The sequence below is a fragment of the Parafrankia sp. EUN1f genome (genome assembly GCF_000177675.1).
Lineage (GTDB): Bacteria > Actinomycetota > Actinomycetes > Frankiales > Frankiaceae > Parafrankia.
In genome coordinates this window covers 1-20,155 of record NZ_ADGX01000154.1, presented here as the reverse complement: position 1 = coordinate 20,155, position 20,155 = coordinate 1, and the positions used below count along the sequence as shown (strand labels likewise).

The 20,155-nt window shown below is 69.4% G+C and carries 13 protein-coding genes; 3 read left to right on the top strand and 10 right to left on the bottom strand.

The window, feature by feature from the left end:
- The 10 genes from FREUN1FDRAFT_RS40310 to FREUN1FDRAFT_RS31075 form a co-directional block, all read right to left on the bottom strand.
- A partial coding sequence (locus tag FREUN1FDRAFT_RS40310) for an FG-GAP-like repeat-containing protein (RefSeq protein WP_006544298.1) occupies nt 1-2,194 on the bottom strand: 2,194 nt, incomplete at its 3' end.
- 508 nt (nt 2,195-2,702) lie between these two features.
- A complete protein-coding gene (locus FREUN1FDRAFT_RS31120; protein ID WP_006544297.1) occupies nt 2,703-3,374 on the bottom strand; it encodes a hypothetical protein in 672 nt (223 codons plus the stop codon).
- Nucleotides 3,375-3,535: 161 nt separating this feature from the next.
- Complete coding sequence (locus tag FREUN1FDRAFT_RS31115; RefSeq protein WP_035954890.1) at nt 3,536-4,438, bottom strand: Nif11-like leader peptide family natural product precursor; 903 nt, start codon at nt 4,436-4,438, stop codon at nt 3,536-3,538.
- Nucleotides 4,360-7,710, bottom strand: coding sequence for a type 2 lanthipeptide synthetase LanM family protein (locus FREUN1FDRAFT_RS31110; protein ID WP_006544295.1), 3,351 nt, complete (start codon nt 7,708-7,710; stop codon nt 4,360-4,362). Before FREUN1FDRAFT_RS31110 ends, FREUN1FDRAFT_RS31115 begins: the two co-directional genes overlap by 79 nt.
- Nucleotides 7,711-7,814: 104 nt before the next feature.
- Nucleotides 7,815-8,069 carry a cinnamycin family lantibiotic gene (locus FREUN1FDRAFT_RS31105; protein ID WP_006544294.1) on the bottom strand — a complete coding sequence of 85 codons (255 nt, stop codon included), beginning with the start codon at nt 8,067-8,069 and terminating at the stop codon, nt 7,815-7,817.
- Nucleotides 8,070-8,157: 88 nt separating this feature from the next.
- The gene (locus tag FREUN1FDRAFT_RS31100; RefSeq protein ID WP_006544293.1) at nt 8,158-8,490 is read right to left on the bottom strand and encodes a DurN family substrate-assisted peptide maturase; all 333 of its coding nucleotides are present in this window, start codon (nt 8,488-8,490) and stop codon (nt 8,158-8,160) included.
- Nucleotides 8,491-8,904: 414 nt separating this feature from the next.
- Entirely contained in the window at nt 8,905-9,240 is a 336-nt protein-coding gene (locus tag FREUN1FDRAFT_RS43150; protein WP_006544292.1) for a hypothetical protein, read from the bottom strand.
- A 546-nt stretch (nt 9,241-9,786) separates the two neighbouring features.
- Complete coding sequence (locus FREUN1FDRAFT_RS31085; protein WP_006544289.1) at nt 9,787-10,629, bottom strand: ABC transporter ATP-binding protein; 843 nt, start codon at nt 10,627-10,629, stop codon at nt 9,787-9,789.
- 267 nt (nt 10,630-10,896) lie between these two features.
- Nucleotides 10,897-13,755, bottom strand: a complete 2,859-nt coding sequence (locus tag FREUN1FDRAFT_RS31080; protein ID WP_006544288.1) for an AAA family ATPase — start codon at nt 13,753-13,755, stop codon at nt 10,897-10,899.
- 185 nt (nt 13,756-13,940) lie between these two features.
- Nucleotides 13,941-15,443 carry a metallophosphoesterase gene (locus tag FREUN1FDRAFT_RS31075; RefSeq protein ID WP_006544287.1) on the bottom strand — a complete coding sequence of 501 codons (1,503 nt, stop codon included), beginning with the start codon at nt 15,441-15,443 and terminating at the stop codon, nt 13,941-13,943.
- 440 nt (nt 15,444-15,883) lie between these two features.
- Between FREUN1FDRAFT_RS31075 and FREUN1FDRAFT_RS31070 the strand changes: the two genes are divergently transcribed.
- The 3 genes from FREUN1FDRAFT_RS31070 to FREUN1FDRAFT_RS31060 form a co-directional block, all read left to right on the top strand.
- Nucleotides 15,884-17,005, top strand: a complete 1,122-nt coding sequence (locus tag FREUN1FDRAFT_RS31070) for an alpha/beta fold hydrolase (RefSeq protein WP_006544286.1) — start codon at nt 15,884-15,886, stop codon at nt 17,003-17,005.
- Nucleotides 17,002-19,683 (top strand): GMC oxidoreductase, encoded by a 2,682-nt coding sequence (locus tag FREUN1FDRAFT_RS42240; RefSeq protein ID WP_006544285.1) that lies wholly within the window; start codon nt 17,002-17,004, stop codon nt 19,681-19,683. Before FREUN1FDRAFT_RS31070 ends, FREUN1FDRAFT_RS42240 begins: the two co-directional genes overlap by 4 nt.
- 197 nt (nt 19,684-19,880) lie before the next feature.
- A partial coding sequence (locus FREUN1FDRAFT_RS31060; protein WP_006544284.1) for a transposase occupies nt 19,881-20,155 on the top strand: 275 nt, incomplete at its 3' end.

Here is a 20,155-nt window from a genome sequence, read left to right as displayed (position 1 = left end):
CGGTGAAGGTGCCGTCGGTCTGGCCGAGTGAGACGATGACGCCGGCGTTGCCGAATCCGACGATGTCGGCGCGGTCGTCGCCGTTGATGTCGGCGAGTTCGCGTGGGTTTGTTTCGACTCGCCAGCCGCCGGCGTCCTGGGCGAAGTTGTTGATGACGAGTTTCGGTTCGGTGAAGGTGCCGTCGGTCTGGCCGAGTGAGACGATGACGCCGGCGTTGCCGAATCCGACGATGTCGGCGCGGTCGTCGCCGTTGATGTCGGCGAGTTCGCGTGGGTTTGTTTCGACTCGCCAGCCGCCGGCGTCCTGGGCGAAGTTGTTGATGACGAGTTTCGGTTCGGTGAAGGTGCCGTCGGCCTGCCCGAGCGAGAGCCATACGCCAGCGCCGCCGAATCCGACGATGTCGGCGCGGTCGTCGCCGTTGATGTCGGCGAGTTCGCGGGGGGTCGTTTTGGCCTGCCAGCCGTCGCCCGGGCGGAAGTTGCTCACGACGAGTCTCGGGTCGGTGAAGGTGCCGTCCGCCTGCCCGAGTGAGACGATGACGCCGGCGTTGCCGAATCCGACGATGTCGGCGCGGTCGTCGCCGTTGATGTCGGCGAGTTCGCGTGGGTTTGTTTCGACTCGCCAGCCGCCGGCGTCGTGGCCGAAGTTGTTGATGACGAGTTTCGGTTCGGTGAAGGTGCCGTCGGCCTGCCCGAGCGAGAGCCATACGCCAGCGCCGCCGAATCCGACGATGTCGGCGCGGTCGTCGCCGTTGATGTCGGCGAGTTCGCGGGGGGTCGTTTTGGCCTGCCAGCCGTCGCCCGGGCGGAAGTTGCTCACGACGAGTCTCGGGTCGGTGAAGGTGCCGTCCGCCTGCCCGAGCGAGACGTACACACCGGCTTCGCCGAATCCGACGATGTCGGCGCGGCCGTCGCCGTTGACGTCACCGAGCTCACGGGGATGCCGGTTGATCTGCCAGCCGTTCGCAGGGCCGAAGTTTTTCACGGCGACCTTCGGGGCGGTGAAGGTGCTGTCCGCCTGGCCGAGCGAGACGTGCACGGCGGCTTCGCCGAATCCGACGATGTCGGCGCGGCCGTCGCCGTTGACATCGCCGACCTCCTGGGGAGGCCAGTCGAGTGCCGGGGCTCCGGCATTGGCGTTGATGACTGCCTGGATCAGCCCAGCGCCAGGGAAGTCGGCGTAGACGATGCCGTACCGGTGGTGCGCACCCTGCTGAGCATCCATCTTCTTCATGGTCAGGATGTTGGTGCCCTCGAAGAAGACCGTGCAGGTACCCAGGAAGCAGTTCAGGCCCGGGTACTCCGGAATGCACGCGGCGCTGTGTTTGCAGGTGTCGATGACCCCCCTGGTCCAGCCGGTTGCAAGCCTGGGTGCACCGGTTTGGGGGCTGGAGTGGCCGCTGGCGACGAAGTAGGGGAAGGACCCGGTCGCGCCGCTGAGGAAGTTGACGTAGGTGGTGCTGCCTGGCCCGGCGTCAGCGGCCCTCAGCTGAGCCTCGACGGCATGCCACTTGTCGGCCAGGTCCCAGTTCGTCTTCAGCTTCCAGTTGTCCTGGATGTTGAGGCTGCTCCATGGGATGCCCGCCCTGTTCTCCGAGTCGAAGTTCTGCAGGACGACGATCTTGCCGCGGATGTCGCCCAGGAAGGGGTTGTCCTTGGTGTCGCTGTATACACGGGGATATTCCGCCAGGTCAGCCTGGACTTTGGCTGCGAAGTTGGGTGTTCCGCCGGAGCCCTCGTCCTTGACTCTCATCAGGATGGTCTCGGTGGGGTGCGCGGCCAGGAAACGGTCGGCGGTGCCTAGAACGTAGTTCTTGAAAGTCTGTAGCTGGGGGGCGGGTCCGTGCCAGATCGTGAGCGGCTCGGCTGCCAGGCCTGTCAGCGTGGACAGCCGGATGTCCCAGGCCCGGATCCCTGAGTTTAGCTGTGTTTCGAGGCTCATCGACTGGGTCTCGGTGGAGTCTCCACCGAACACGGATGCGCCGCTGTCGTGGGTACCCGGCACTGACAGCTGGCTGAGCCGCATTGAATCGGCCAGACTGGACATCCAGTCGGTGTTCGTCAGGCCGATGGTGGAATCATGGGAGTAGGCCGGGGTCGTGTCGGCGAGCGAGGGCGTGGCCGCGGTGGTGCACAGGCCGACCACCGCGCAGGCCAAAATTGCCGTTCGGGTGAAAGCTCGGTGTTTCCTCATCACATGATGCTCCTCGAAGGTCAAAGGCTTTTTCGTGGTGGACTACCGCGATAAGGCGATGGCAACGATAGCTACGCCTGGCGGCGGGGGCGTCAGGGGATTCCCTTACATTGCCCCTGAGATCCCCGGCCTGCGGGACGGGCACCGGAAGCGGAAAAGACGGGTCGGCGTAACTGGTGCGACGATACGGAGACACGAAACGGCCACCGCCAGATCATCCGGTCGCGAGGACTCGTCATGATCTGGCGGTGGCCGTTTGTTGCGGGATGGATATTGGTTTTGTGAAGTGCGTTCGAGGTGCGGCTGATCCGGCCGATCTGCGTTCCGCGTGCACACGACGCTCCGGCGTTGCCTGGCCGGCAGACGGGGGATCGGGCCCAGGCGGCGAGCACCTACCCGCTTGGGCCCACCGGATCAGCCGGCCGCGGCCGATGTCACGATGTCGCCGTCGGCCGGCCGCTCCGGCCCGCGAGCGGCGAGGTGAAGCTCTTGGTTCGGGGCCCGCGAGTCAGGCTCCGTGCACGACCTTTTTCAAGCGGCTGAACTGCACGACGGTCGCCTCCACTGCCGTCGCGAAGGCCAGCCTGAAGAGTGTCTGGCCCTGGTTTGGGCCATCCTGGACGATCTTACTGCCTTCCGGGCTGCTGGGACTGTCCTTATTGAGCTGGTCATGAGTTGGCGCATTGGGCCCGCACAGTTTCGGTGAATCAAGGAGGAATCTTCCGCTCACGATGCCGGCGGGCAGGGATTCCACTTTCAGGTCCCAGGCAGGCAGCGGGCTGACATTTTGGTGGAGTTCGATCCAGTTTGAGTGGGCATAGAAGTCCTGGACTGTATGAATCATGGTCCCGAAAAGGTTGTAGAGATTCTGCTTGTCCGTTTCCGCCTCGATCAGCCTCCACAGTTCGCTGACGCGTTCTACGCCGGGTTTGAACGCGCAGTTGTCGAAATGAACAGCGCTGTCGAACTGATCCAGATCTGTCGCCATGTTGGCCAGAATGATGATCGAAAGATCGCTTGCTCCGATGGAGCCGTCGGCGCAGGAGTCTCTTGTTATTGCCGCATGGTAGTTGATTTGGAACTGGACGGGAGTCTCGCTGGGTGCGACACTTTGCGTTTTTGCGAGCAGTGATCTCAGGCTGGGTCTCGGCGTGAATGGTGTCGAAACTCGCGTGGACATCTGTTCTCCTGGTTGTCGGAACTTTGTCGTGTGGACCGGTTCTGCGATCCGTGGGTGCGCTCTGGTGAGGCGTGTTCGTCACTGTCGGTGGGGGTCCAGGGGCTGGCCTGAGGGGGAAGGCTGGTGGGGCGGGAAGGCCGCGGTGTGGTCGGGGCGTGTCGTCAGGGCCTGACCGTCGGTATTTTTTCCATCCAGCTGTCGGGGACCGTGAGACCGAAGCTCCATCGATTGCGGGAGGCGCCGTTCACGATGCAGTGCCAGAATAGATTTTCTGTGCACCTTGCGATCTTGAAGAATCGTGCGGTCCTGGGCCGGTCCTGTAGCGTGACGATCTCCCTGGTCACCGGGTTCATGTACCGGAAGAAGGAGGCGGTGTCCGAACCGGGAATCTCTTCGTCGAAGTCGATCAGGTACATTCGCCATCCGGGCTGGGTCTCGTTGGTGTGCCAGAGGCGATAGCCGAACGGCGGGTACCACATGCTCCCCGAGAACCGGACCTCGTTGCCGAAGAAGGTCTCGAGAGAGGAGGTCATCCGGGTCTTGGCCTGGAGGTAGGCCTCGTAGCCGGGTGCATCGACGTGACGGTCGAGGTTCACGAGATGGAAGTCCCGGCGGCTGAACTCGTGCGCGTCGATGCCGTCGGTTCGCCGGCTCCGCATGACGTCCTCGTAGTATCCGGCGAAGCCGGGGGCTGCCGGGGACATGTCCGTCCAACGGAGATCGTCGTCGCGGAACACCTCCCGGTACCTGTCCAGGTCCACGGTGCTGGGTTTGATCGTGAGGTGCGGCAGTTCCTCCGCGGCCTTCGTCAGCCCGGGAATGTCGTCGATCGGGAACTCGTAGTGGCAGAGCCGCGACTCGGCGGGCGGCTCCGGTTCTGGGGCGGGCTCGACGTCGCCGCCCGCGGACGATGCCGCCGCCACGTCCTGGGCGTCGAATACGAACCCATGCCGTTTCCCCAGCGCGATCAGCTCCCGCGGGTCGGTTATCGCTCTGAAGGTCTGCTGTAGCTCAGGTCTGCGCCGGGCCTCGTCGAAGAACGCGGTACAGGAGTCGGCGGACATGGCGGTTGCGCTCCTTTCAACTCGTGGTCCGGCAAGAGGGGAGGGGGATCGAGCAGAAGCGGCGAAGGCACGCGGTCGGGATGCGCCAGCCGGAGGAAGTGCATGCCCGTGCCTGCCAGGCCGATCATGAGCCCGGGGTACGCCGGGACGTCGCCGTCGCGGCGGAGCCAGGCCGGATCGCCGGCCAGCCGGCGCCACTGGCCCTGGGCCTGGACGTTGGCCTCCAGCTGGAAGGGCGGCTCCTCGCAGAGCCTGGCGAATCGCAACAGCAGCTCGGCGTTGCCCGATCGGCCGTGGCACAGCGTGTCGTTGCCCAGGCCCTGGAAGTTGCGCAGCGTGGCCCGGAGCGCGATGTAGGCCTCGCCGAGGAGTCCTTCGTCGCTGCGCCCCAGCGCCGCCCAGCTGGAGATGCGGCTCAGGCCGATCCCGGCGGCGCCCGCGCACCAGACGTTCGTGAAGTGGCGGCGGCCCGGGTACATCGTGATGATGCTGGCGCGCAGGTCGTACCAGTCCTGCTCGGCTTCGTCGAAGTGTGACTTCTCGTAGCGGAACGCCTCCATCCCGGCCTCGATGTACTCCTCCCGGCCGGTGCGGGTGCCCAGCATGATCAGAGCCCACCCGATGCCGGCGGCGCCGTGGGCGAAGCCGGTGAGGTTCGCCGCGGCGTCGCCCGGCTGGAGCGGTGCCCAGCTGAGGCCTGCCCGGGTGCGCTCAGCGTGGTCCAGGAGATGGCGCGCGCAGCGCTGAGCCTGGCCGAGACCGGTGCCGCAGGCGTCGGCGAGCCCGATCAGGACGGGAATCGCGCCCGCTGAGCCGCCGAGTACGTCGAAGGTCCGGTCACCCCGGACACCGTCATCGATGAGCGCGGTGAGTTCCACGGCGCGGTCGAGAAGTGTGGCGTCCTTCCAGAGCCCGTGAAGGTGTGTCAGCACGTAGATCAGGCCCGACACACCTGTGAAGGCACCGATCCCGTGCCGGTCGTGATGGGTCAGGGCGTGCCGGAGGGCGCGCTCCGCCGCCTCCCGGACACCTTCCTGCGGCGCCACGGAGTCCAGGTAGGCCAGGAACAGCGCCACCCCCGCGCTGCCGTGGTAGAGATCGGCCTGGACGCCGGCCGTGCCCGCCCGGCCGTCGGCGATCTCATAGCGCTTCCAGGGCACCGGATCGGAGCCGTCGCCCAGCATCTCGCGGAGCTCGCGGCCGATGAGGCCGCTGTGGTCGAGTGCCGAGCCGACGAACGCGGGGCTGTGCACCTCGCTGGACGACAGGCTGGCGGCGATGTACTGGACCTGCCGCAGCCGGTCCTCCGCCGAAAGACCACGGATCCGCTGGGCGGCGAGCTCGACGGGGGAGAGCCGGAGCTGCACGGGGAGGGTGTCCGCGTGGTCCGCCGTCAGCAGACGTCCGCGGGCGTCGGTCGTGAAGATCGGGATGTCGAGCTGCCACAGTGAGCGAGCCTCGCGGTCGGTCAGCACGCCATCCCGGTCCCACTGCGGGGCCTGCTCCCGCAGCCTGCCGATGACCAGGTCGACCTCCAGCGGCTCCCGCAGGCATCTCGGGTGGCGGGCGGCGACGAGGAGCTGCCCGTAGATCTGGGTGGACCTGCTGACGAAGCGGATCGAGGCGCCGTCGAACAGTTCCGAGACCTGGCGGGCCGCCTTGGCTGGCCGGCTGGCGAACCAGTCGTGGACCGCGGTGAAACCGCTGACGATGGCGTCCCGGAAGGCCTCGGGGCCGACCAGCTCGCCGTCCAGCCAGACACGGTTGGCGGGATCGGCCTGCACGTGCACTCCCGTTTCGTGCCTCACCGCCAGGCCCGTGGTTGCCCGCCGTCTGATCCTCGGCACGGCGAAGGGAAGGCTGTACGACTCGCCGCCGCTCGTTCCACTCATCCGCATCGCCACCTCGGCGGTGGGCGGAAGAGGCCACTCCAGCAGGCCGGTCCGGTAGACGGAGTCGATCACCGTGCCCGCGGCCCGGGTCGCGCCCCGCGGAAGGACGTCGAGCGCGGTCTCGGCGTCGCAGACGTAGGCATGACCATCGGCGACCAGGACGTTCTCGAAGTGGAGGTCACTGCCGCCCAGTGCATGAAAGACTCCGAGGTACCCGCCGACCTCCTCGTAGATCGCCGTCACTTCCGCGGGTGAGGCCGCGTGGTTGCGCCCGGAGGGAATGAGCGCCTCGTAGCCATACCCGTCGCGTTCAAGAGTGCGGTAGGTCGCGAAACCAGCAACCCCGTCCTTGGCCAGGCGCTCCAGGAGGCCTTGCAGCGCTGCCTGCGAGTGCACGCAGCGCGGCTTGTAGACGAAGGTGCCCTGGCCCGAGCGGGCGAGGTCGGCGGTGACCAGGGCCACGGTCTGGCCGCCGGCATGGGAGTCGGACATGCCGAGTCTGACCGACCGGAAGCGGAGGATCTCGTCGCCGAGCAGGACGTCTCCGATGGCCTCCCGGTCGCGCTGGAGCCTTCCGATCAGGCTCTGCCCGTTGTCGCCGAGCATCCCGCTGACCTGCGCCAGCCAACGTCCGAGCACCGGAAAATGCAGGTAGAAGCCGTGGTACGCACGCGGTCCCGCGAAGGTCTCCGACAGGTACCGCTCGTGCTGCCCCGCGGTGCCGTCGTGGTCGTTCCCCGAGCGGGCGCGCCAGACGTTGGCGTCCGCCTCGACGGCCCAGGCCAGCGCGAGCTCGAACCGGTCGAGGAAGTGGGCCGTGACGCCGTCGGCGATCTCCGGGGCGAACGCCTCTGCGGGGCCCGCGCGGTTGGCGGAGTCAAGTGCCCTGCCCAGCTTCCGGCGCAGGTGCGCCAGGAAAGGTTCGCAGGCTCGTGCGACGTCGGCCCGGGCGCTGCCGTCAGGTGGCCGGGGCCGGGTCTGCGCCCAGGACCCGTCGGCCGGGTCCGATGCCTCCAGCGCGGCACGGTAGTTCGGCAGCCACGACCCGTGCATCCCGGCGAGTAGCTTCCTCGACTCCTCATCGGCGTCGCCGAGGTGGAGCGCCCAGGTCCGAAACCGCTCAAGCACGCCGACGAGCTCGTCTCGGTCGGGCCTGTGGGGGGTGGTCGCGGGATGCGAATCCTTCAGGTGCTGCGCCGCCAGCCGGTCGGCCAGACTGCCGACCTTCCACCGGTCGACCTCGCTGAGCCCGTGAGGGCTGCCGGCTGGCGGCTGCCAGCTCCTCAGACTGGCGACGAGAAGAGTCTGCTCGCGGAGGTTGCTCGCGCGACAGGCGATGTCGAGCGGGAACCAGGTATCCAACGCGCGTTCGGGCGACATCGTCAAAGCTCTCTCCAGGGAGGGCGTTGAAGCGGACCGCTCCCGGCGCGAGGGATCGTTCGATTCGCCCGCGCCGGGAGCGGCGTCATTGCGGGACTGGCGAGTTACTTCGTGTTTCCGTCACAGACGATGGTGATCGGTCCCGAGCTGCAGGTCGTCTTGCAGTCGCGTCCGGCGATCGTCCCAAATTCGAGAATGGCCTGGCTCTGGGGCTCAACCGCGTCGGGCAGGGCCATCTCGGCGCCGATCCCGAAGGCCTTGGGGTCGGCGAGAACCAGCGCGCGGAACTCCTCGTCCACCACGGCCTGGTAGAGCACCTCGTCGAGGTCCGGCGAAATCTTCGATGCAGATGTGATCATTGAAGGTCATCTCCTGCTTGTGTCCATGGGCTGCCCCGGTCGAGGCGGGCCCTGTCGTAAATTTCGAATGCCGGTCGGACGGCGGCACTCACTGGTTCAGGTTCGCAGTGAGTGCCTTCCACTCCCCGATCGCCGTCGTAATGTTGGCGGGGTCCTTCTGCCAGTCGACAAGCGGCTGCTCGTCCGGGGTGAGGTTCTCCGCGGCCCAGTGCTCCGCGAGCCATTCCGAGTACGATTCCCGGCTGTCGGGGTCGGTGGGGCGTCGGAGTCTCTCCAGCACCGGCCGCCCGCGGACGTCCAGGGCAAGCTCGAACGCCTCCCGAAGCTTCCCGTTCTCCGGCAGGCTGGACAGCAGCACCAGGTAGCCCTGGATCTGCCGGATCGCCAGCCGGTCGTTGACGTCAGGTACTTCCTTTGTCATTTAATCCCCTTTCGCGGGACGATCTGAATTCTCCTGCCGGCGTTCCTTCGCGTGGAGCGCGCGACCGTTGCCGGCCGCCGCTCTTTTCACGGTGGCTCCGTCGTCCCGTTGCCGATCTCCGGAGAATCGCCGTTCCTGTGAAGGCACTGGCAACGTTAGCCAGGCCGACCAGGGCGTGGCGTCAGGGGAATCCCCTACATTGCCCCTACGGTCCGCGGCCGACGGGTCGTCGACCGCGGCGGGAAGGCCGTCGACGGGAGATTTGGCGATGCCAGGTCATGAAAACAGCCACCGGTAGTCATGAGGGCTTGGTGAAGACCCGTCATGACTACCGGTGGCCATAAGCCACGGGATTGATTCAGACTGGACGAACTGGCTCGGGCGTGAGCATCGGCCCGCCCGGGCTCAGGCGGATCAGCCGGCGCCGGCCAGCGCCACCGTGTCGTTGAACAGCTCGGTCACGAGATCCGCCACCTCCACCGTGACGGAGATGAACTTCGCGTCGGTGAAGGCATCGGCGACCTTCTGCAGGCGGGCGACCAGCTCGTCGTTGATCACTACGGGCCTGGCTCTGCTGCGGGTGACGTGGATCTTCGCGATCTCGGCCGGGACACCGGCGGCCTTTCCCCAGGCCCGCGCCCAGATGTCGGTGTGGGCGACAGACCACCGATTGGCCCTGCCCACCCGGATCAGCAGGTCGCGGATCGCCGCGACCTTGCCCGGGCCGGCGATGACGTCCGGCCGGGACACCTCGAGGGTGAGCCCGGTCGCCAGGTCGCCGGAGCCGTCGAATGATCCTGAAGCCGGCGGCGGCGGTGAAGATCGCTGGAGTGTCGCCGACGAGGCCGAGGTCGATCGCCCCGGCCGTCAGGGCCTGGAGCACCGGCGGGCCGGAGGTGAACTGGCTCCACTCGATCCGGTAAGGGACGTCCGCGAGCTGGCCGGCGGCTTCGAGTGCTGGCCGGATGCCCCCCGTCGGGTCGCCCACCTTCAGGGTCACCCTGCTCAGGTCGATCGCGGCGGCGGCGCCGGACGTCGCGGCGCCGAACGGCCTGTCGTCGCCGGCTCGGGACGAGCAGGCGCCGAGGCCGACCACCGCGACCAGCACCGCGACTGTGGCTGTGGCCGGAACGGCCGCACACCGGCGGCGCCGGGCGAAAGGCAACATCATCTGTTCTCTCCTCGTGACTCGGGAAGGTGGTCGCGGGCATCGCGGCTGATGCCGCGTGGCTGATACCGCGTGGCTGATACCGCGGCTGGCGCCTGCCCGCGAGGTGGGTTCGCTCGGCGGCTCGGTCAGCCAGCAGGCCGTGTAGTCGACGCCTCCCGGTGCGCGGGGCCGGTGACGCCGAGCAGGGCGAGCAGGTGGCCGCGCAGAGCGGCGGGGCGAGGGTCGTCGGGGCGGCGTGAGCGGGTGACGCTGATCGGGACGTCCGCGCTGATCACGCCGCCGCTCATGACGAGCGCGCGGTCGGCGAGCGCGAGTGCCTCGTCGACGTCGTGGGCGACCAGCACGACAGTGGGCGCGTGGCGGGTCCACGGGTCGGCGATCAGCGCTTGGGCCCGCAGCCGGGTGAGCGCGTCGAGTGAGGCGCACGGCTCGTCGAGCAGGAGCAGATCGGGCGCCCTGACCAGGGCTCTGGCGAATGCGGCGCGCTGCGCCTCGCCCCCGGACAGGGTCAGTGGCCAGGCGTCGGCCCGGTGGGCGAGCCCGACCTCGGCGAGCGCGGCGAGTGCCCGCTCGCGCGGGCTGGCCGCCGCCGATGTGCGGGCGCCGCCACCACCATGCGCTGTGTCCCCGGGTTCTGTGTCCCGGGGTTCCACACTCCTTTGCACCACTGTCCCCGGCGATGATCGCAGCCCGAGCGCGACGTTGCGCCACACCTGCTTCCAGGGCAGCAGCCGCGGCTCCTGGAAGGCCACTGCCCGCTGGCGGGGCACCTCGACGGTGCCGTCGACCGCCAGGTCTAGGCCGGTGAGGACCCGCAGCAGGTTGCTCTTGCCGCACCCGCTGCGGACCAGCAGAGCCACGAACTCGCCGCGGGCCACTGTCAGGTCAAGCCCGTCGATCACCGGCCGCTTGCTGAACTCCCGGCGCAGGCCACGTACCACGACGGCGGGGCCCGGCTGTCCGGTCACGGTTACTGGCCGCCGAAGCCGCGGCGCCAGGCCAGCGCCCCGTTACCTTCTTCGTGGCCCCGAACGTGTACGCGTCGAGGGCGCCGGTGCTGGAGCCGAGCTGCCAGAGCGTGAGCAGCAGCACCGGGCCGCTCGTCCGCCGCAGCCAGCGCGGGCATCGGCGGCGGCGCGGGCCGCCACCGACGGTGCGCAGTGTTTCGGTGTCGATCTCCGGTCTGGCCGACTCGATGGTCCCGGTCGCGGAGATGACGGCCGGCCCACGGGCCGTCAACGGACGAGCTCCGGCTGAGCGGGTATGCGGGACGAGGCACGGCGGAGATCGGTGTCACCGGCGGCCATCGCGGCGGCGAGCTGGGTGCGGGAGCGGACGCCCACCTTGCGGTAGGCGCGGCTGAGGTGCGTCTCCACGGTCTTCTCGCTGAGGAACAGCTGTTCGGCGATCTGGCGGTTGGTGAACCCGTCGGCGGCCAGCCCCGCGGCCGTGCGCTCGGCCGGTGTGAGCGCGTGCAGCCCCTGAACCTGGGCGCCTGGCACCTTGCGGCCACTGTCGGCCAGCAGCGACCCCAACCGCTCGACCATGCGTCCGGCATGGCACTGGGCCGCGAGCTCGGCGCCGCGGGCGATCGCCTCCAGCCCGGCCCGGCTGTGGCCGGTCTCGATGAGGAGGTGTCCAAGGCTCTCGAGGGATCGAGCCATCTCCAGCCGGGCCGGACTGAACTCCAACAGCTCCACGGATTCGCGGAGCAGCGCCGAGGCGGCGTCGGCGTCCTCGAACAGCGCGCGGATCCGTAGGCCGACGCTGATGTGCCGGGCGACGCCGAGGTGGCGGGCAAGCTGCAGATGCTCGTCGGCCAGGCTCTTCCCCTGGTCATGACGGCCGAGGCGGGCGCAGGCGATGGCCGCGTGCAGCAGCCAGGGAGTGTGGAACAGGTGCTCGCAGCCGTAGGGTCGGCAGAGCTCCACCCAGCGCAGCGCCTCGGACAGGGCGAGATCGGGGCGGCCCTGCTCGATCAGGAGGCGGACCCGCGCCCCGAACAGCCAGTTCCGCGTCAGGCTGGGTGCCTTCACCAGCGTGCCGAGCTCCTCCGTGTCGACCACGGCCTGGGCGTCGGCGAGGTCGCCCTGCTCGACCAGCAGGTTGATCTGCGTGGCGTACAGGACCGGCAGGGCGAAGTTCGGCGGGCGCAGGTTCTCCAGCCCTGAGCTGATGTGCTCGCCGGCCCCCGGCAGGTCACCGCGGAGCAGCGCCACCCGGGCGAGGAAGCCGCGCATCATCGCCAGCGTGCTCCGCAGGCCGCGTTGCAGGCAGCGTGCCACGGCGCGTTGGAGGTGACGCTCGGCCGCGTCCAGGCGATCGGTGACGATCAGTGCGAGCACGGACAACCCCAGGGCGGAGCGTTCCGGTGGCAGGTCTCGGGCCAATGCGCGTTCGGCGAGGTCACCCGCCGCGTCCGCGCGACCGTCCGAGATCGCCTCGAGAGCCATGTTCGCGGTGAGGACCGCCGGGTCGGCGGCGGGGCGTTCCAGATAGGACGCACGATGCGTGACGACCAGTGCGCGACTGCGGAAGTTGAACCGGCAGAGGCCGATCAGCTCCGCCTCCACCTCCGCGGCCAGCGCGCTCGCGCCTGGTACGGACTCGAGCAGGCCGAGGGCCTCGACAAGCAGGTCGGTGGTCTCCCCTGTCAGGCCCACCACGTGGCGGACAGCGGCCAGGTCGCAGGCGCAGGCAGCCCGCTGGGCCGGCTCGGTGGCGAGGGACACGGCCTCGCGCAGATGCTCGTCCGCGGCGTCGAGGTCCAGCGCATGGATCTCGCAGACGCCGAGGAGCCGACTGATCTCGGAACATGTCGCCGCGGGCGGCGGTTCCAGCCGAGCGCGCCGGAGGTAGACGGCGGCCGTGGCGGGCGATCCCTGCCGCCTCGCATCCTGCGCCGCGGCCACGAGCAGATCCACGCGTTCGGGCTTCGATGCCGGCTCGGTCCGGATCAGGTGCGACGCTATCCGGGCGACCGGAGCACCGGCCTCGACCAGTACCGCGGCCGCGCGAGCATGCGCGGCGCTGTGCTCCGTGACCGGTGACAGCGAGCCCACGACGTCGGCGACCACCGCGTGGACGAACGCCGGCGGATCCGCCCGTTCGAAGATCCCGGCCCAGGTGAGCTGGTCGGCCACACCGGCCGCGCAGTCGGTACTGACGCCGGCCTGCCTGGCCACGACCGCGAGTGGGGTGTCGTCTCCCAGAACGACAACGGCACCGGCGACGGCGGTGGCGCTCGGCGGCAGGCGCTTCAGCCGCCCGATCACCTGACGGCGCATGGCGGTGGGGCCGGCCGCCTGTACCGCTGGCACCGAGGCCGCGATGGGAGGCGTCTCGGACGCGGCCAGGATACGGAGCAGCTCCCGGACGAAGAAGGGGTTCCCTGCGGTCACGTCATGACAGGCGGCACGGAACTCCGGGTCGGCCTTGTCGCCGAGGTGGCGCCGGACCAGCTCGTCCACGCCGTCGGTGCTGAGACCGCGCGGTTCGAGCAGGGTCGTGTCGGCGGCCAGCACGAGACCCTCGACGGCGCCCCCGCTCGCCGGAACCCGGGTCCTGCTGGTCACGATCATGGTGACGGCGGTCGCCTCGATCCGATGTGCGAGGAAGTCGAGGAACTCCTTGGAGGAGTTGTCGATCCACTGGAGGTCGTCGACGAGGAGAACCACCGGGCGCCGCTCGCTGAGATTGACCAGGAACCAGTACAGACCGTTGAGCAGCAGGAAATGGGACGGTTCGGCGTCGGTGGCATCGCCACCGCCACCATGGTCGAGAACGACTCTGGCGGTCGCGGCGGCGCCTCTGTACAGATCTGCTCCGCCGCCCTGGTTTTCGACCGGAACCCGTTCCAGCAACTGTCGGACGACGCCGAAGGTGAAATCCCCCTCCAGCTCCGAGCCGCGTGCGGCCAGCACACGGAACTCCCTGCCCCGCGCCAGGTCTCCCGCCTGTCTCAGCAGCGCCGACTTGCCCATCCCCGGCGGCGCCTCGATCACCATGACCCGGCCCCGGCCATGCGACAGATCCTGCAGGCATTCCTCGAGCGCCGCGATCTCCCCGTCCCGCTCCACCAGTACTGCGGCCATAACGGCACTCCCTCCGAGGACCGGGGAGCATCAAACAGGCTTCCGCCGGGCTTCCGCGTCGAACTTCGGGTCACGCAACCTCACAGCCCCCGCGACCCGACGCGATCCGCCCGGATGTCCTGAGGAATGCCGGCGATCGCGGTACCGGTGCGGCGCCTGGCCCCGGATGGGGGAGAGGGCTGCGTCTATGAGCCTTCGGCCACCGTGAAGACGACCTGGAGCGGGTGGCCCGCCGTGGGCACATGGCCGCGTCGGGCCCAGTCGCCGGCGCCCGAGCGCGCGACGAAGTTCCCGTCCGCTCCGGCGGCGGTGTTGCGCCGGGGGCCCGTCGGGCAGCTCACCTCGAACGGCAGGGTCTTCCCGTCCCGGGTGTAGATGAACTCGACCCCGCTGCCTTCGAGGCCCGGCTCGTGCTGCAGCCATGCGTCGGCGCGGCCGCCCGCGGCGATCTCGCGCGGCGGCGGGACGATCCAGTGCCCGTGGGCCACCCGTGACCCCGCGAGCCGCAGCGGCACCGAGCCCTCGTTGTGGATCCGGACATAGCACGAGAAGTCCAGGGCGGGCGGGACGATCGCGGAGTGCCGTGCCTCGACCGGCGCCGCCACCACCCGGTGACCGGAAGCGCCCTGGTCACCCCGGGGGGCCGGTTCGACCATCCTGATGTCCGCGGACGGGGCGTCGAGGTCGACGACGGTGAACGTGAAGAACCTGTGGGGATGGTCCGGCACGGCCGCGCACTCGAAGCCGCTGTTGACATAGTTGACCGGTGAGACCGTCAGGCCGCCCATCGGACGGTGGGTGTGGCCGAAGACGACCAGGTCGGCGCTGTGCTGGATGGCCAGCCGCTGGGCGAACCACGCCAGATGGGCCGAGCTGTCGGCGAGCGCGGCGCGTCCAGCAGTGAACAGCCCTTCCTCCTTCTCCCAGCGGCTGAACAGATGCGCGTAGATCGACGCGGCCTCGTCGATCGTGGTCGTGGTGCCGTCCGGCAGGACGATCGGCGCCGTCCTGGGCAGCCCGGCGACGTCCGCGACGTAGTCGAGCAGCCGGGAGGAGAGATCCGGGTGCAGCATCGGATCCAGCGTGCGGAGGAAGTCATCGAGGTTGATGCCGGCCGGGTACCCCATGTCCGGCAGGTCCGCGACGCTCTGACCGGCCTGGAGCCTGCGCGCCATCTGGTGGGCGAACGAGCGGGTGACGAAATGGCCGATGGGCAGCGGCGCCCACGGCGGTGTGGGGTCCGGTGCGTTGAACATCGTCCAGTGGTGCCCGTGACTGAAGACCGTCCGGGCGCCGGTCACACCCGTCCGTATGTACACCGGGTCGACCAGGCGGACCGGGCCGACCGCCTGGCGCAGGGCGTCGAGGTCGTCCGCGGTGAGGGTGCCGTCATGGTTGCCGAGCACATACGTCACCGAGCCGAACGTGGCCACGACCCGGGCCAACGCGCCGCCGGGCCCCAGCACCCGCGGATTGGCGGCGATGATGTCCGCCATCGACGGCGGGCGGACATCGGGCGGGAAGGTCCACAGATCGACGAGGTCGCCGAGCAGGATGACCTCCTGGAAGAGGTCGGCGTTCTCGACGATCCAATCGAAAGTCGCTACGAGATAAGGTTCGTGAATTCCGGCCTGATACCAGTTTGTCGGCGAGTTCGTGGCGATGTGTACATCACTGAGAACTACCACATGACTGTCGCTCACAGGGAGTGATTGAAGCAGGTCTTTCTGTCGCTGACGGTCGGGGTGCGTGTCGGCTGCCGGACACCGGGCGGTCGTCAGGCGGCAGTCCTGGGTCAGCCCGCGAGCGCGACGGTCAACGCGGCCGGAGCCTCGATGCGGACAGGGTGGATCAACGGCAGGCCGGCGAGGCTCGGCGAGACGACAGTTATCCCCTTGGCGCCTCTTCTCGGGGGATACCGCACCGCCGAACTCGCTATGACCCGCGCCGCGGCCGCGCCCTCGTCCCGCTGCGCCGGGACCCGTCGCGAGCGAAGGGCGCGCAGCGGTTTTTCTGGGCGATTCTTTCGGGGATCCAGGATGGCTCCCGGTTCCGCCGATAGTGTCCTCGCCGGCAACCGTTGAACTCGCAGACAGCGCTTGTCTCGAGCGGCGTTCCGGGAGGAACAATGGACCGTCAGATCCCGCTGTTCACCCTGGAAGGCGTGCCGGGGGCGGACGTTTCGATACACCCGTTCAGCACCGCGGACGGACTGGGTCTGAGCATGCTGCGGTTCACCCGTGGCGGGGTGGATGTTCGGGAGGGCGACTCCGTTCTGGTCCTTCACGGCCTGACCACTTCCAGCGACATGTTCATCATGCCGGAGCACCAGAACCTGGTCCGCTTCCTGCTGGCCAACGACTTCGGCGACGTATGGCTTCTGGACTACCGGATGAGCAACCGGTTTCCCTACAACCGGGCGATGCACCGGTTCAACCTGGACGACGTCGCGCTGTACGACCACCCCGCCGCGGTGCGGAAACTGCGCGAGGTCGCCGGGTCGCGGCGGCTGCACGTGATCTCCCACTGCCTGGGTTCGATGTCCTTCCTGATGAGCCTGTTCGGCGGCGTGGTGGACGGGATCAGCAGCGTCGTCGCCAACAGCGTCGCCCTCACCCCGCGGGTCGCGACCTGGTCCCGGCTGAAGCTGGCCGTGGCGCCGAACCTCTGCGAGTGGGTGCTCGGATTCCCGTACCTGGATCCGGCCTGGGCGGACCGGCCGAGGCTCTCCCGTGAGTGGCTCTTCGCGAAGGCCACGGACGCACTGCACCGGGAATGCGACGTGTCCGCCTGCCACATGCTCAGCCTGATGTGGGGTACCGGCCGGCCGGCGCTGTGGCAGCACGACAACCTGCTCCCGGTCACCCACGAGCGCAGCCGCGACCTGTTCGGCGCGACCGGGCTCAACTACTACCGCCACATCCGCGCCATGGTGTCCGCCGGGCATGCGGTGAAGTACCGGCCCGGGGATCCCGAATACGCGAGGCTGCCCGACGACTATCTGGCCGATGCCGGCCGGATCAGCACCCCGATGCTGTTGGTCGCCGGCGACCGGAACCACGTCTTCACCAACTCCAACATCGAGTGCTGGCGGCGGTTGGAAGCGGTCGCCCCTGGCCGACACGAACTTGATGTCATCCCCGGCTACGGCCACCAGGACGTCTTCATGGGAAAGAACGTCGACCGGGACGTCTTCCCGCGCATGCTCGACTTCATCAAGCGTCGGGCGCTCGAGCCGGTGGCCGCGTGACCACGGGGATCGAGCACGCGGATGTCGTCGTGGTCGGTTCGGGGTTCGGCGGCTCGGTCAGCGCCTTCCGTTTCGCGGCCGCCGGTCGGAGCGTCGTTCTGCTCGAGCGCGGGAAAGCGTATCCACCGGGTTCGTTCGCGCGGTCCCCGGCCGATATGTCGACCAACTTCTGGGATCCGAGCCGGGGCCGGTACGGCCTGTTCGACGTCTGGTCGTTCCGGCACTTCGGGTCGGTGGTGTCGAGCGGTCTCGGGGGCGGTTCGCTGATCTACGCCAATGTCATGCTGCGCAAGGACGAGCACTGGTTCGTCCGGGACGCCCCCGCCGGCGAGGGCTACGAGAGCTGGCCCGTCACCCGTGCCGACCTCGACCCGCACTACGACGCGGTCGAGCGCATGCTCGCCCCGCAGCGGTTCCCTCGGGGCGGGCCCGGCTACGAGGCCGCGCGGCGGACCGAGCTTCTCGAACAGGCCGGTCGGGCGCTCGGCTGGACCGTCGAGCGGCCACCGCTGGCCGTGACGTTCGCGGCTGGCGACGGCCCCCCCACGCCGGGCATGCAGATACCCACCCCGGCGTACGGGAACTACCACGGAAGGCCGCGCATCACCTGTGTGATGTGCGGCGAGTGCGACCTCGGTTGCAACTACGGCAGCAAGAACAGCCTCGACCACACCTACCTTTCGGCGGCCCACACGCACGGCGCCGACCTCCGCCTCCATCACGAGGTCCGGTCGATCACGCCCCGTGACGGCGGTGGCTACACCGTCGGCTACGTCGTGCACGACCCGAACAGGCCCCGCGCCACCGCCGACCTGCCGACCCGCACCCTCACCTGCGACCGGCTGGTCCTGGCCGCCGGCACCTTCGGTACCACCTACCTGCTCCTGCGTAACCGGGCGGCGCTGCCGGGCCTGTCCCGCCAGCTCGGTCGGCGGTTCAGCGCCAACGGTGACCTGCTCGGGTTCGTGCACGGTGTTCCGGGGCTCCCGCTGGGGGCTTCGGACGCCCCGGTCATCACCTCCTGCGTCCGGCTTCCGGACGCTCTCGACCAGTCGGCCGGCGGCGGTGTGGGCGGCCGGGGGCCATCCACCGCGGGCGGGCGCGGCGTCTACGTCGAGGACGCCGGTTACCCGATGACGGTGGAGTGGCTGCTCGAGGCCACGCGGGTGGAAAGCACCGCGCGCCGGGCCGTTCGCGCGGCCGAGGCGCTGGCGCTGTCCCGGCTGCGGTGGGCGCCGTCCCGGCGGATCGGCGCGATCGTGGGCGACCTGCTCGGCCCGGGCACGGTGTCGGCCGGGGCGATGCCGCTGCTTGGCATGGGCCGGGACCTTCCGCTGGGTGTCATCTCGGTGCGCGACGACTGCCTGCAGGTGGACCGGTACCTCGCCGGGAACCGGCCGTACTACGACGACCTGCGCGGCGTGATGGACAGCCTGGCCGAGCAGCTCGGCGGTCGGTTCACGGACGACCCTCTGACCTGGCTGTCCCAGGTCGTGACGGTGCATCCGCTGGGTGGCGCGCCCATGGGGGCCGACGTCGCCACCGGGGTGGTGGACAGCTACGGCGAGGTGTTCGGCCATCCCGGGCTGTACGTGGCCGACGGGGCCGCGATACCCGGGCCGGTCGGGGCGAACCCGTCGATGACCATCGCGGCGTTCGCGGACCGGCTCGCCGACCAGGCGCTGAGCATTCCGCTGCCGTCGGCCCGGACCGCCGGTGCGTGCGGCAGAGCAGGCGGGTCAGGCGGGCCCGCTGCAGCGCGGGCAGATGCCACGGCACAGGAGCGAGCGCGCGGCGCCGGGACCGCCGGCCCGCCGGGCGGGAGCGGCGAGCCGAGCACCGACGGCCCGATGCCCTCGGCCGCGGCACACGCCGCGCGGCGACGGGACACGTCGCGCGGCGCCGTCGCCCTGCGGTTCACCGAGACCATGCGTGGCTTCTTCGCCTTCGACGAGACCGACCCCCGCAGGGCCTGTGACCAGGGCCGGGTCGACGGTGCGCGGCTGGTCTTCCGGCTCACCATCGAGACCGACGACGTCGACGCGTTCCTTGCGGACCCCCGCCACCCGGCCGCCGCTCGGGGCTATGTCGACTGCGACGCCCTCGGCGGGCGGCGGCCGGTCGTCGGTGGGGAGTTCAACCTGTTCGTGGCCTCCGCCGGCGGCCAGCCAGGGGGCCCTGCGGCGCCGCCGGTCCGGGCCCGGGCCCGGGCCCGGGGACGAGCGGAGAACTACCGCATGTGCTATCGACTGCCGTTCACCGACGCGGCGGGACATCCGCTTACCCTCGGCGGCTTCAAGGTGATCCAGGACGACGGGCTGCTCGACGTGTGGCGCGACACGACGACCCTCTACACCACGGTCTACGCCGGTCACGTCGGCCTCGGGCCCGGCGCGGACCCCCTGACCGAACCCGATGCCCCAGTGGTGGGAGCCGGGATTCTGACCATTCACCCGCTTGACTTCGTCCGCCAGCTCGCAACGTTTCGCAACGAACCGGCCGGTCCCGCCGGCCGGGCCGCTCTGGCTCGGTTCGGCGCCTTCTTCGCCGGTGATCTCCGGCGGGTCTACGCGCCGTTCCCCGACTGGCGGGCCCCGCGTGCCATTGCTCGTCGCGGCGTGCCTGACGACTTTAATGGGACGTACCGGGTCGCTGTAGGGCAGGCTCGGTGCCGGTAGCCGCTGGTAGGTGAGCACTCCGCGCCTCTGGACCGAAGTCGAGTCCTAAGGTCAGACCGTGCCCCTGCCGGTGGTCGGGAGAGCTGACTGCTGATGGGATGTCGTGGCCGTCGAGCAAGACGTGACCACTTGACCATTAGGGCGTGGTGGATCTCCCGTGGGCTGCCGGAACTGCTGCCGGTGCGAAGGAGGCCTGGGTGCTGTTCGTCGGGGACGACTGGGCGGAAGATCACCATGATGTGGAGGTGCAGGACGAGACCGGCCGGCGGCTGACGAAGGCCAGGGTGCCGGAGGGTGCGGCGGGCATCGCCCGGCTGCACGCCATGGTCGGGCGGTATCTTCCCGAGGACGCTGACCCTGGCCAGGTCGTGGTCGGGATCGAGACGGACCGTGGTCCGTGGGTGTCCGCGCTGGTCGCCGCCGGTTACCAGGTGATCGCGGTGAACCCGCTGCAGGCGGCTCGTTACCGGGA

Excerpts from the sequence above, each read along its gene's own strand:
- FREUN1FDRAFT_RS31105 (WP_006544294.1), bottom strand. The coding sequence starts at position 8,069 with ATGATCACATCTGCATCGAAGATTTCGCCGGACCTCGACGAGGTGCTC.
- FREUN1FDRAFT_RS31120 (WP_006544297.1), bottom strand. The coding sequence starts at position 3,374 with ATGTCCACGCGAGTTTCGACACCATTCACGCCGAGACCCAGCCTGAGA.
- FREUN1FDRAFT_RS31080 (WP_006544288.1), bottom strand. The coding sequence starts at position 13,755 with ATGGCCGCAGTACTGGTGGAGCGGGACGGGGAGATCGCGGCGCTCGAG.
- FREUN1FDRAFT_RS31070 (WP_006544286.1), top strand. The coding sequence starts at position 15,884 with ATGGACCGTCAGATCCCGCTGTTCACCCTGGAAGGCGTGCCGGGGGCG.
- FREUN1FDRAFT_RS31110 (WP_006544295.1), bottom strand. The coding sequence starts at position 7,710 with ATGTCGCCCGAACGCGCGTTGGATACCTGGTTCCCGCTCGACATCGCC.
- FREUN1FDRAFT_RS31100 (WP_006544293.1), bottom strand. The coding sequence starts at position 8,490 with ATGACAAAGGAAGTACCTGACGTCAACGACCGGCTGGCGATCCGGCAG.
- FREUN1FDRAFT_RS31115 (WP_035954890.1), bottom strand. The coding sequence starts at position 4,438 with ATGTCCGCCGACTCCTGTACCGCGTTCTTCGACGAGGCCCGGCGCAGA.